Source organism: Salegentibacter flavus (assembly GCF_900115145.1).
GTDB lineage: Bacteria > Bacteroidota > Bacteroidia > Flavobacteriales > Flavobacteriaceae > Salegentibacter > Salegentibacter flavus.
This window is the reverse complement of sequence record NZ_FOVL01000002.1, coordinates 235,732-248,419: the sequence shown is the minus strand read 5'-3', so window position 1 is coordinate 248,419 and position 12,688 is coordinate 235,732. Positions and strand designations below refer to the sequence as shown.

Here is a 12,688-nt window from a genome sequence, read left to right as displayed (position 1 = left end):
TCTGAATAGGCATTTCATAAAATAATCTCTGTTGTAAAAACTAATTTAAAAGTATCGTGAACAATTAGCTATGACGGAGGTCATACTCTGAGGATATTACAGACTATTTTCGATTTAATTAAAATAATCAGGATGCCGGATAATATTTAACTAAATTAAAATCACTTGCTTCCTTAAAACAACAAACCCCACAGGTTTCCTATGGGGTTCGTACAATCAGTAAGCTGTTGATTACTTAATCTCAATCATCCTTTTAGCCTGTAACTTAGCTTCTTCACGTTTAGGAAGTCCGATGAACAAAACGCCATCTTTATAGGAGGCAGAGATTTTCTCAGTATCAACAGATTCAGGTAAACTAAAAGCACGTTTAAAATTGTTGTAGCTGAACTCTCTTCTGGTGTATCTTCCATTTTTTTCTGAAGTTTCCTTTTCTTTCTTTTCTTCAGAAGAAATAGTCAATACATCATTATCAAGCTCGATATTAAAATCGGCTTTGGTCTTTCCGGGTGCAGCCACCTCAACGGTAAATGCATTCTCATCTTCCTGGATATTTACCGCAGGAATACTGGTGCCAATACTATTTACATTAGTAGTACCTCCTAACCAATCGGTTTTAAACATATCGTCAAAAACCGATGGCAACCAATTGGTTTCATCTCTTTTAATTAAACTCATAGCTTTTATATTTTTTAATTGAACATTTCTTTCTAATAAGTAATTAGCAAATTAAATTCCAATTAAAAAATTAATGCCTATTTGTCTGAATTGAAGGGATTTAAACTGTCTTTTTGACATAAACCAATAAATTAGCTGATCTATTCTTTTAGGAAATAACTAACTTAGACCAAACAATTCATTCTATGAAAGAACTATGGGCAAAGTTTAGAACCGTTTTCTTTTCCATTCAAAGCAAGATTGCCTTCTATCCTTCCCTCTTTGCTGTTTTTGGATTTTTACTCGCTTTTGTAATGATCTACGCTGAAAATCGGGGAGTTTCCGCATATCTTATGGAGAATACACCAACCCTGGTCGTAAATAATGGAGATACTGCTTTAACAATTCTGAGTGCGTGTATTACAGGGCTGATCTCAATGATGGTTTTCAGTTTTTCTATGGTGATGGTTTTGCTAAACCAGGCCTCAACCAATTTTTCTCCCAGGCTATTACCGGGTTTGATCTCCAATAAAAAACACCAGGTAATTCTGGGAGTATACCTGGCAACAATTCTCTATTGTATTTTTATTGCCATTTCAATTCAGCCGGATGGTGAGGATTACCAGGTTCCAGGTTTTTCAGTTTTAATGGGAATAATTTTCACAGTGATCTGTATGGGGGCTTTTATTTATTTTATCCATACCATCTCGCAAAGTATACAGATTAATAATATCCTGGACGGTATCTACCAAACTGCAAAAAAACGCCTTAATTATTTGATCGAAGATCCTGCAGATACGACAGGCAGTTTCCCGGATAGCAAAGACTGGCCGGAATTTTATGCTGAAAAAAGCGGATATTTTCAACATCTCAATCTTGAAAACCTAAAAGCTATTTGTGACAAGAAAAAGATTAACCTCCACATTCTCCCGGTCAAAGGAGTTTTTGTTTTAAAAGGTATCCCGTTACTGAAAACTTCTAAGAAGATAGATGAGGAAGCATTCCAGGAGATACGGGATTCCATTGTATTCTCCAGAGGAGAATTGGTTTCCCGAAATTATGCACTTGCATTTAAACAGATTACCGAGATTATCGTGAAAGCAATGTCTCCGGGAATCAATGATCCCGGTACAGCAATGAACGGAATAGATTATCTAACAGAACTTTGGGCAATGAGGATGCAAAAAAATGATTTCAGTGTGCATATAACTAACGAGAATAATAAAATTAAAATAGATGTTATAAGTTTTGAAGAATTAATGTACAATGTAATGGCTTCTCTTCGGACTTATTGCAAACAGGATATTACTATTGTACAGAAACTTGGTCTAATGTTTTATTATTTACAAACCCAGGAAAGTATAGATCCCGACTTTTATAAAGTGATAGACAAAGAGGCGCAAACCTTATTGCTGGATGCATATAAGGAAATCACCAATCCTATAGATCAAAAGATTCTGAAAGGAATTTCTGAAAAATTACATTTGAAAATTGACCCCTGAAATAAGAAAAGTTTATTTTTGCGGTATGGCATTAACAAATAACGATATTTTCAAGAAACTAAGAGTGGCTCATAAATTACGCGATGATGATATCGTAAAGATTTGTGCCCTTGTAGATTTTAAGGTAACAAAAAGTGAAATAGGAGCAATTTTCCGAAGTGAAGATCATCCTAAATATATGGAGTGCGGAGACCAGTTTCTGCGGAATTTCCTCAACGGACTCATAATTCACCTTCGGGGACCAATGTCTGAAAAGAAACCTAAAAAGAAACAGGAGTAAAGTTCTCCGGGGCAAGCCCACTGAGCATTATAATTGAACACGTTTTCAAACTTTACAACATTTACTAACGAGGTTAACCTCGGGGTATTTACCCTTCCAGAATAAAAAAACAAAACCTCCTTCATCGCTGAAAGAGGTTTTTTAGTAAAATTGCTGATGCTTTATCGCACCAGTTTTTTATACTTAATCCGTTTAGGCATAAGATCTCCACCCAAACGTTTCTTCTTATTTTCTTCGTATTCAGAGAAACTTCCTTCAAAGAAATATACCTGAGAATCCCCTTCAAAAGACAGAATATGCGTACATACCCTATCGAGGAACCACCTGTCGTGAGAGATCACCACTGCACAACCTGCAAAATTCTCCAATCCTTCCTCCAAGGCCCTCAGAGTATTCACATCCAAGTCGTTGGTAGGTTCATCGAGCAAGAGCACGTTGCCTTCTTCTTTAAGGGTCATCGCTAAATGAAGTCGGTTTCTTTCTCCACCAGAAAGCATATTCACTTTCTTGTTTTGTTCGCTTCCGCTAAAGTTAAATCGGCTTAGATAAGCTCTGGAATTCACCTGACGGCCGCCCATCATAATAAGTTCCTGCTCATCGCTAAAGTTTTGCCAGATGGTTTTTTCAGGATCAATATTCGAGTGTGCCTGATCTACATAAGCGATCTTTGCAGTTTCTCCAACCTCAAAAGTTCCTTTGTCTGGTTTTTCCTCTCCCATAATCATTTTGAAGATCGTGGTTTTTCCTGCCCCGTTAGGACCAATTATACCAACAATCCCCGCCTGGGGTAAATTGAAATTCAGATCTTCATAGAGCAATTTATCGCCAAAAGCCTTGCTAACGCCTTTCGCCTCAATAACATTCGTGCCAAGACGTGGTCCGTTAGGGATGTATATCTCCAGTTTCTCGTCTACCTGCTTTTGATCCTGGCTAAGAAGTTTGTCGTAGTTATTAAGTCGCGCTTTTTGCTTAGCCTGTCTTCCTTTAGGATTCATCTTTGCCCATTCCAATTCCCGTTCAAGTGTTTTCTGACGCTTGCTCGCCTGCTTCTGCTCCTGCGCCATTCGTTTTGATTTCTGGTCTAACCAGGAAGAATAATTTCCTTTCCATGGGATGCCTTCTCCCCTGTCCAGTTCAAGAATCCAACCTGCAACATTATCCAGAAAATATCTATCGTGAGTAACTGCGATCACGGTGCCTTTGTACTGTGCCAGGTGATGTTCCAGCCAGTGTACCGATTCGGCATCCAGGTGGTTGGTAGGCTCATCCAGCAGTAGAATATCGGGTTCCTGGAGTAAAAGTCGGCATAAAGCTACCCTCCTTCTCTCTCCTCCCGAAAGCACACTTATAGGCTTATCAGGCTCCGGAGTACGTAATGCATCCATAGCGATTTCCAGTTTAGTATCGAGTTCCCACGCGTTGCTGGCATCAATCCTGTCCTGAAGTACGGCCTGCTTATCCATAAGCTTCTGCATCTTATCAGCATCCTCATAAACCTCAGGCAAACCAAACATATCGTTGATCTTGTTGTACTCGTCGAGGATCTCCACTGTCTCAGCAACGCCTTCCTTCACTATCTCTAGGACTGTTTTATCTTCATCGAGTTTAGGTTCCTGTTCCAGGAATCCTACAGAATATCCCGGTGAGAATACCACATCTCCCTGGTAATTTTTGTCTTCTCCGGCAATTATGCGCAGCAAAGTAGATTTCCCCGAGCCGTTAAGACCCAAAATCCCGATTTTGGCACCATAAAAGAAACTTAAATATATATTTTTCAAAACCGGAGTGTTCGCATTTTTATACGTTTTAGTCACTCCAGACATCGAAAAAATCACTTTTTTATCGTCTGACATAATATATTGTTTTTAAATATTTGAACTTCAGAAGTTTAATTTCTGAAGGAATGCAAATATCATAAATTTACTTTAGAAAATTAACCGTTTTTATGCTGAATAAACTCCCAGCAGCCTGGAAATAATGAGAAGCTGTCCTGTATGATAGGCGGTGTGTTCTATCACCAGCAATGCCTCTCGCAACAATATTTGATTTGTCGCATTTTCTACCGGCGATAGCAGGTCATTACTTTCATCTAAAATAAAAGAGACAAAGTGTTCCCGTTCCTTAAAATAATCGGATTTCAATTTATTCCAGACAGCTTCACTTTCAGGAGCTGGGGAATCGGGCCAGTAATCGTCAGGCCAGTTCGGGGATTTATAATCTCCGGAAATACAGAAATCCAAAATATCCTTTTGGGCATATTTTATATGATAGAAAACCTCATAAAAAGAATAAGGTAATTGTGAAGGCCGATCGCCTAACATTTCAAAAGGGACCTTATCAATAAAATCATCAATCGGCAAAAAGGCTTCCCCTCCCCGAAGATGTTTGACCAATTGTTTTCGGTATTCAGTAGAATTCACTCTAAACCCTTCCTTTTAGTGCGTTAAAAGCCCAGGAAATTGCAAAAAACCCAATGCCTGCCACCGAAAAACCTATGGCGTAATCTATATATTTAAGCACACCTAGCAGTACCAGGGCCGCCCCTATGATAAACATAATAAAGGAGGCCCATCCAAAGATGGTATTTTTGTTCATTCCCATAATCTATTCTTTACTGTAAATATCGGATTTTTTTGAGTATAATTTAGAGTTTAAAAATACCACCTATTTTGTATTTTAGCCAAAATTGAGAGCACATTTAAATTAAAATCTGAATTTTCAATAAGGAATAATCCATTTACTTCAGAAAAAAGATAATATGAATATGACCTTTAATAAGAATGAAGACCATAATAAACTCCTGGTATCTTCTTTAAACCATAAACTTAAACGAACTCATCTTGGAGGCGGAGAAAAACGCATAGAAAAGCATCACGCGAAAGGAAAGATGACCGCCAGAGAACGCATAGATTTTCTGCTGGATGACCCTAAAAAATCTATTGAAATAGCCGCGTTTGCAGGAGATGGAATGTATGAGGAGCATGGTGGCTGCCCTTCAGGAGGAGTGGTTGTGAAAATAGGTTATGTTTCTGAAAAGCAATGTATAATTGTTGCCAATGATGCCACTGTAAAAGCAGGAGCCTGGTTTCCTATTACAGGAAAAAAGAACCTTCGCGCTCAGGAAATCGCCATAGAAAATCGTCTTCCCATAATTTATCTTGTAGACAGTGCCGGAGTTTACCTGCCTATGCAGGATGAGATCTTCCCCGATAAAGAACACTTCGGAAGAATTTTTAGAAATAATGCTGTCATGAGCTCTATGGGAATTACCCAGATCGCGGCAGTAATGGGCAGTTGCGTTGCTGGTGGAGCGTACTTACCTATTATGAGCGACGAAGCAATTATCGTGGAGAAAACCGGAAGTATCTTTCTTGCTGGTAGTTACCTGGTAAAAGCTGCTATAGGGGAAAGCGTAGATAACGAAACCCTCGGTGGAGCTACAACACATTCTGAAATTAGTGGAGTGACCGATTATAAGGCGAAAGACGATAAAGATGCCCTTACCCGTATTAAAAATATTATGGATAAGATGGGGGACTTTGACAAAGCCGGATTCAGCCATAAAAAAGCTGTAAAACCTAAGGAAAAACCTGAAGACATCTACGGAATTCTTCCCAAGAAACGCAGCGACCAATATGATGCTATGGAAATCATTAAGCGTCTGGTGGATGGCTCGGAATTTGAAGAATATAAAGCCGGTTACGGACAAACCTTAATTACCGGTTATGCCCGAATTGATGGCTGGGCCGTAGGAATTGTCGCCAATCAACGTAAGATTGTAAAGACCAAAAAAGGTGAAATGCAATTTGGTGGCGTGATCTATTCAGACTCGGCCGATAAAGCAACCCGATTTATTGCCAATTGCAATCAGAAAAAAATTCCCTTGGTTTTCCTTCAGGATGTAACCGGATTTATGGTAGGTAGTAAAAGCGAACACGGTGGAATTATAAAAGACGGAGCGAAAATGGTAAATGCGGTGAGCAACTCTGTTGTACCGAAATTCACTGTAATTATGGGAAATTCCTATGGTGCCGGAAATTATGCCATGTGTGGGAAAGCTTATGACCCCAGGTTGATCGTAGCCTGGCCAAGTGCTGAACTCGCCGTTATGGGTGGAACCCAGGCTGCGAAGGTTTTAGCTCAGATTGAAACCGCTGCTCTGGAGAAAAAAGGCGAGAAAGTTGATGAAGAAAAGGAAAAAGAGGTTTTTAATAAAATAAAATCGAGATACGATGAGCAAACTTCGCCCTATTATGCAGCGGCCCGCCTATGGACAGATGCCATCATCGATCCGTTGGATACCCGCAAATGGATTTCCATGGGGATTGAAGCTGCGAACCACGCTCCTATTAAAAAAGACTTTAATATGGGAGTAATTCAGACTTAATAAACCTTTTAAAATTCTTATGAAAAATATATTCATACTTGCTTTGGCATTAATCACTTCTTCTCTGTCGGCACAGGTCCTGAGCAACAAAGAAGGAAATTATACCGAAGCCGATAGTCTTAGAGGCTCCCTTCGCCCCGAAAGAGCCTATGATGTTCAGAAATATCATCTTAAACTCAAGGTTGAACCTGTAAAACAATTTATTTCCGGTTCTAATACCATTAGTTTTATTGCTGAAGAAGACCTTTCTGTTATTCAAATAGATCTTTTTGAAAATATGAAAGTAGATTCTATTCTTCAGAATGGTGAAGTTTTAGCTTATGAACGCAAACACAATGCAGTTTTTATTGAATTAGACAAATCGGTGAAGGCTGATGAAAAAGGAGAAATTCAGTTCTATTACTCCGGGCATCCTATTGTTGCAAAAAATGCCCCCTGGGATGGTGGATTTGTTTGGGATAAAGATGAAAATGGTGATTATTGGATTGGCGTTGCCGTTCAAGGCACCGGGGCCAGCCTTTGGTATCCCAACAAAGATCACCAAAGCGATGAACCGGAAGAAGTTCAGCTGGATATAGCAGTTCCCAACGGTCTTATGAATGTATCCAATGGGCAGTTTCTGGGAGAAAAAGATCTTGGCGACGGTTTTACACAGTGGAGCTGGAAAACCGTTAATCCCATCAACAATTACAACGTGATGATAAACATCGCGAATTATGAGCATTTTTCAGATTCCTATAAAGGTCTGCAACTCGATTACTACGTTTTGCCCTACAACCTGGAAAAAGCAAAAAAGCAGTTTGAAGAAGTAAAACCAATGATGGATTGTTTTTATGAAAAATTCGGGGAATATCCTTTTGTGGAAGATGGATTTAAGTTGGTGGAAACTCCATATTTAGGAATGGAACACCAAAGTGCCGTGGCCTACGGAAACGAATATAAAATGGGCTATCTGGGCAACGATCTTTCAGGGACCGGAATAGGTTTGAAATGGGATTTCATTATCATCCACGAATCGGGGCACGAATGGTATGGAAACAGCATCACCGCCAACGATATTGCTGATATGTGGATCCACGAAGGTTTTACCTCTTATTCTGAAGCCGTTTATATAGAATGTCGCTGGGGAAAAGAGGAAGCGCTGGAATATCTTAAAGGAACAAGACGTGGGATTGGTAATTCCAAACCTATAATCGGGAATTATGGTGTGAATAGTGAAGGTTCTGGCGATATGTACCCTAAGGGAGCTAATTTATTAAATACGATCAGAAGTATTTATGACGATGATGAACTATGGTGGAAAACCCTTAAAGATTACACCGAAACCTATAAACACCAAACTATAGATACCGAGCAAACCGAAGCATTTTTTAACGAAGCTGTGGAGGTAGATCTTCAGCCTGTTTTTGATCAATATCTAAGACATTCTCAATTACCTCAACTTCAGTTTAAAGAAGAAAATGGAAAAATTGGTTATCGCTGGCAAGCCGACGTTGAACAGTTTGCAATGCCGGTTGATATTTTTATAGATGAAACCGAACAGAGAATCTTCCCGACTAAAAGCTGGCAGTTTTTTGATTCAGAAGTAGAAGATCCGGATGATATAAGAGTGAACGATCTTGAGTTTTATATAGATTCCTCTCTTATGGAATAAGTAAAAAAATCAACACCTAAAAAAAACCTGCAGAATTAAAAATTCTGCAGGTTTTTTTTGTTTTATTTTCAGAATAATACTCTCCTGTTGTACTACTGTATATCACTACTCCTGGCTCGTTAAATTTATTCTAATCCTTTAAGATTCCCCTATTGTTCTGGAAATTATTAGTAACTTAATTTAAAGTAATCATCGGTAGTCATAAAAATTGATAACGTATTTATTAATAAAAATCAATGTAAGATGTCAAAAATTAAAAATCTGAATTTTGGAGCCGTAATTTTAGACATGGATGGAGTGATTACTAAAACTGCAAGAGTTCATGCCAAGGCTTGGAAAAAAATGTTTGATGAATTTTTGGAGAAAAGAGAAGGAGAAAATTTCCAGCCTTTGGACATCAAAATTGACTACAACCAATATATAGATGGCATTCCACGACTGGATGGAATCCGTGGTTTCTTAAAGTCCCGGAATATCGACATCCCGGAAGGAAACCCCGATGATGAACCTGAGAAAAATACGGTTCACGGATTGGGAAAAAGAAAGAACAAGATCTTTAGAGATGTTATAGAAAAAGACGGGGTGCGAGTTTATGAAGATGCCGTGGAAATGATTAAAAAGTGGGAAAAAGAGAATATAAAACTTGCCATAATCTCTTCCAGCCGAAACTGTAAATACATCATGGAAAAAACAGGCCTTGAAGATAAGTTTGAGGTAAGAGTAGATGGAAATACATTAAAAGAGGAAAACTTAAGAGGGAAACCGGAACCGGATATGTTTGTAAAAGCAGCTGAATATCTAAATGTAAAGCTTGAAGATACTATCATAATAGAAGATGCCATCCAGGGAGTACAAGCAGGAAAAAAAGGAAGGTTTGCCTGTGTGGTTGGTGTGGCAAGAAATGGTAAAGAAAAGTCTTTAAAGGAGGCTGGTGCAGATATAGTAGTGAAAAAACTCACAGAACTTTTATACCTGGATAAAAAAACACCAGAGACACTTCCCAATGCCCTCGAAGAAATTGAGGAACTATTTGAAATAAAAGGGAATAGGAAGATCACTATCTTTCTTGACTATGACGGAACATTGACTCCTATTATTTCAGATCCTGACGCCGCAGAATTACCGGATGATAACAGGAAAATAATTGCCGAGCTTTCTAATATTACTCCTGTAGCGATCATCAGCGGTCGTGATCTCAAGGATCTTAAATCAAAAATTGAAATAGATACTGTTATTTATGCCGGAAGTCATGGATTTGATATTACAGGGCCTGATGGTCTGGAGATGGTGCACGAATCGGAAAAAGAAGTTACTCCTGCCCTCGATGAAGCTGAAAAACGTCTAAAGGAGCAGTTAAAAGATATCCGGGGTGTAAATATCGAAAGAAAAAAATTCGCCATTGCTGTTCATTACAGAAATGTGGAAAAAAAGGATGTTCAGAAAGTAAAAGATGCAGTTCAGAAAGAAGCAGATCGTCAGGATATATTAAAAACCGGAAGCGGTAAGAAAGTCCTGGAACTCAAGCCGAATATAGACTGGAACAAAGGATATGCACTGGATTGGCTTACTGAAAAACTGGGCTGGGACAAGGAAAAATATCTTCGGATATATTTAGGTGATGATATTACCGATGAAGATGGCTTTGAGGCACTTAGGAAAGATGAGGTCGGGATCCTGGTAGGCACACACGGTGAAGAAACTTCTGCATCTTTAGCGCTTCGCAATACTAAAGAAGTGACCAGGTTTCTTCAACATTTAAAAGATCGGATAAAATAGGCGGAAAAAAAAATGAATTATGGCACCTTTTCGTATTATCTATAATGATTGGAAACCAGAAGAACAGAAACTCCGGGAGGCTCTTTGTACTTTAGGTAACGGCTATATTGGTACCCGGGGTGCGGCTGAAGAAAATTCCAATAACAACTTCAACTATCCCGGAACTTATCTGGCAGGAGGTTACAATCGGGCAAAAACAAAAATTGCAGGCAGGAATATTGAAAATGAGGACCTTGTGAATTTTCCCAACTGGCTCTGCCTTAGTTTCAGACCTGAGGGAGGAGAATGGTTAAACCTTGAAAAAGTAGAAATTATTGATTACCAGCAGGTCCTGGATATGAAAACAGGCACGCTGGAACGAATTTTCAAAATAAAAGATCCTGATGGCCGAATAACTTCCATTCACAGCCGCCGCTTTGTAAGTATGAAAGATCTTCACCTGGCTGCTATCCAATGGCATTTCACCCCTCAAAACTGGAGCGGAAATTTAGAAATACGCACAGCTCTGGACGGTACTGTTATAAATGATAATGTTGCCCGGTACGGGGAACTGGAAGGGCATCATTTAGATCCTCTGGACACCGAAGTGATTAATGAGAATAGCATATTATTACAGGTACAGACAAAACAATCGAAAATTATAATGGCTCAGGCTGCTAGGACCCAAATTTATTCCAGGCAAAAAATTATAAAAAGCGATATCAGCTCCCATAAAAAAGATGGATATATCGAACAGGTTTTTCATTTTTCAGCTAAAGAAGGAAAAAAATACGTGGTCGAAAAGATCGTGGCTATCTATACAAGCCGCGACAAAGCTATCACAGAAGCATCCCTTGAAGCCTGTAAAGATATTAAGCGAGTGGGAAGGTTCAAAGAATTGCTTTTTAGCCAAAAAGAAGCTTATAGGTTTTTGTGGCATCGGTCTGATATAGGCATCATTGGAAGTGAAAAAATTCAAAAATTAGCACGTCTGCATATTTTTCATAGCCTGCAAACCATCTCTCCAAACACGATGAATCTTGACGTTGGGGTACCGTCCAGAGGCTTGCACGGGGAAGCTTACAGAGGACACATTTTTTGGGATGAACTTTATATTTATCCATTTCTCAACCTGAGGTTTCCTGAAATCACCAGGAGTTTATTGATGTATCGTTATAACAGACTGGATGAAGCCCGCTATGCCGCCACACAGGAAGGCTACAAAGGAGCAATGTTTCCATGGCAAAGTGGCAGCAACGGAAGGGAAGAAAGCCAGATATTACATTTAAATCCCAAATCGGGAAATTGGATTCCGGATAATACTCATTTACAACGACATGTGAATTCGGCTATTGCATTTAATATCTGGAACTATTATGTAGCCTCAGATGACAAACTCTTTCTTTCCTATTTTGGAGCAGAAATGTTCCTGAGCATCGCTTTATTTTGGGCAAGTAAAGCCAAATATAATAAGGAGCGGGATCGTTATGAAATACACGACGTTGTTGGGCCCGACGAATATCATACCTCCTATCCCGATTCTAATGAACAAGGCCTAAAAAATAATGCTTATACCAATATAATGGCAGCCTGGGTGCTACAAAAAGCTTTAGAGATTCTAGAACTTATTGAAAAAAGCCGAAAACGTGAATTGCTCCGGGTTCTAGCCATCGATGATGCAGAATTTTCTTTGTGGCAGAATATCAGTAAAAAAATGTACGTTCCCTTTATTAAAGATGGAATTATCAATCAATTTGAGGGTTATGAAAATCTTCAGGAGTTTCCGTGGAAAGATTACCAGGATAAATATGAAGATATACAACGCCTGGACAGGATTCTTGAAAAAGAAGGAGACAGCCCAAATAATTATAAGGCTAGTAAACAGGCAGATGTCCTCATGCTTTTTTACCTGTTTACTCAGGATGAATTAAAAAATATTCTTGAAAATCTGGGATATGAATTTCAGGAAGGGATGATCAATAAAAACATTGAGTATTACAGTGAACGCACTTCTCATGGATCCACCCTTAGCCGACTGGTTTTTTCATGGATCCAGTCAAAATATGACAAAGCAAAATCCTGGAAGAATTTTGAAACACTTATTATTAGTGATTTTGAAGACATTCAGGGCGGGACTACACCAGAGGGAATTCATTTGGGGGCGATGGCAGGATCATTAGACCTTATTCAACGCAATTTTGCAGGACTTGCTGTATGTGATGATGCTTTATGGATAAATCCCAGAGTGCCTGACAGTATCAAAAAAATTTCTATGCGCATCAATTACAAAAAACACTGGATCTTCGTCGCTGTGAATCATGAAAAAATAAAGATCTCTTTTGAAGAAGGCTGGAGCAATGAGGTAAATATTGGGGTTCTTGATGAACTATATAAATTCAAAATTGGAGAAGTAAGGGAATTTTCACTTTTAACAGATACCAATGTGCAGTAAATAT

The 12,688-nt window shown here is 38.8% G+C and carries 10 protein-coding genes; 6 read left to right on the top strand and 4 right to left on the bottom strand.

The window, feature by feature from the left end; genetic code table 11:
• Positions 1-231: 231 nt before the first annotated feature.
• Positions 232-675 carry an Hsp20/alpha crystallin family protein gene (locus BM266_RS03345; protein WP_093405825.1) on the bottom strand — a complete coding sequence of 148 codons (444 nt, stop codon included), beginning with the start codon at positions 673-675 and terminating at the stop codon, positions 232-234.
• Positions 676-860: 185 nt separating this feature from the next.
• Here BM266_RS03345 and BM266_RS03340 point away from each other — a divergent pair, with 185 nt between their 5' ends.
• A complete protein-coding gene (locus BM266_RS03340) occupies positions 861-2,156 on the top strand; it encodes a DUF2254 domain-containing protein (RefSeq protein WP_093405823.1) in 1,296 nt (431 codons plus the stop codon).
• A gap of 25 nt (positions 2,157-2,181) precedes the next feature.
• Positions 2,182-2,436, top strand: coding sequence for a DUF1456 family protein (locus tag BM266_RS03335; RefSeq protein ID WP_093405820.1), 255 nt, complete (start codon positions 2,182-2,184; stop codon positions 2,434-2,436).
• A gap of 161 nt (positions 2,437-2,597) precedes the next feature.
• Here the strand turns inward: BM266_RS03335 and ettA are convergent, their stop codons facing one another.
• From ettA to BM266_RS03320, 3 genes are all read right to left on the bottom strand, one after another.
• Positions 2,598-4,289, bottom strand: a complete 1,692-nt coding sequence (gene ettA, locus BM266_RS03330; protein ID WP_093405818.1) for an energy-dependent translational throttle protein EttA — start codon at positions 4,287-4,289, stop codon at positions 2,598-2,600.
• A gap of 90 nt (positions 4,290-4,379) precedes the next feature.
• Entirely contained in the window at positions 4,380-4,856 is a 477-nt protein-coding gene (locus tag BM266_RS03325; RefSeq protein WP_093405815.1) for a hypothetical protein, read from the bottom strand.
• Position 4,857: 1 nt separating this feature from the next.
• The gene (locus BM266_RS03320; RefSeq protein ID WP_093405812.1) at positions 4,858-5,037 is read right to left on the bottom strand and encodes a CAL67264 family membrane protein; all 180 of its coding nucleotides are present in this window, start codon (positions 5,035-5,037) and stop codon (positions 4,858-4,860) included.
• Between the two features lie 157 nt (positions 5,038-5,194).
• On the opposite strand from BM266_RS03320, the gene BM266_RS03315 reads away from it, so the two are divergent.
• The 4 genes from BM266_RS03315 (at position 5,195) to BM266_RS03300 (ending at position 12,684) form a co-directional block, all read left to right on the top strand.
• On the top strand, positions 5,195-6,823 hold the full coding sequence (locus tag BM266_RS03315; protein ID WP_093405810.1) for an acyl-CoA carboxylase subunit beta: 1,629 nt from the start codon (positions 5,195-5,197) through the stop codon (positions 6,821-6,823).
• A gap of 19 nt (positions 6,824-6,842) precedes the next feature.
• The gene (locus tag BM266_RS03310) at positions 6,843-8,477 is read left to right on the top strand and encodes a M1 family metallopeptidase (RefSeq protein WP_093405807.1); all 1,635 of its coding nucleotides are present in this window, start codon (positions 6,843-6,845) and stop codon (positions 8,475-8,477) included.
• A gap of 243 nt (positions 8,478-8,720) precedes the next feature.
• The gene (gene otsB, locus BM266_RS03305; RefSeq protein ID WP_093405805.1) at positions 8,721-10,253 is read left to right on the top strand and encodes a trehalose-phosphatase; all 1,533 of its coding nucleotides are present in this window, start codon (positions 8,721-8,723) and stop codon (positions 10,251-10,253) included.
• A 19-nt stretch (positions 10,254-10,272) separates the two neighbouring features.
• Complete coding sequence (locus BM266_RS03300; protein ID WP_093405803.1) at positions 10,273-12,684, top strand: glycoside hydrolase family 65 protein; 2,412 nt, start codon at positions 10,273-10,275, stop codon at positions 12,682-12,684.
• The last annotated feature ends 4 nt before the right edge of the window (positions 12,685-12,688 follow it).

Excerpts from the sequence above, each read along its gene's own strand:
- BM266_RS03335 (WP_093405820.1), top strand. The coding sequence starts at position 2,182 with ATGGCATTAACAAATAACGATATTTTCAAGAAACTAAGAGTGGCTCAT.
- BM266_RS03310 (WP_093405807.1), top strand. The coding sequence starts at position 6,843 with ATGAAAAATATATTCATACTTGCTTTGGCATTAATCACTTCTTCTCTG.
- BM266_RS03340 (WP_093405823.1), top strand. The coding sequence starts at position 861 with ATGAAAGAACTATGGGCAAAGTTTAGAACCGTTTTCTTTTCCATTCAA.
- ettA (WP_093405818.1), bottom strand. The coding sequence starts at position 4,289 with ATGTCAGACGATAAAAAAGTGATTTTTTCGATGTCTGGAGTGACTAAA.
- otsB (WP_093405805.1), top strand. The coding sequence starts at position 8,721 with ATGTCAAAAATTAAAAATCTGAATTTTGGAGCCGTAATTTTAGACATG.
- BM266_RS03345 (WP_093405825.1), bottom strand. The coding sequence starts at position 675 with ATGAGTTTAATTAAAAGAGATGAAACCAATTGGTTGCCATCGGTTTTT.
- BM266_RS03320 (WP_093405812.1), bottom strand. The coding sequence starts at position 5,037 with ATGGGAATGAACAAAAATACCATCTTTGGATGGGCCTCCTTTATTATG.
- BM266_RS03300 (WP_093405803.1), top strand. The coding sequence starts at position 10,273 with ATGGCACCTTTTCGTATTATCTATAATGATTGGAAACCAGAAGAACAG.
- BM266_RS03315 (WP_093405810.1), top strand. The coding sequence starts at position 5,195 with ATGAATATGACCTTTAATAAGAATGAAGACCATAATAAACTCCTGGTA.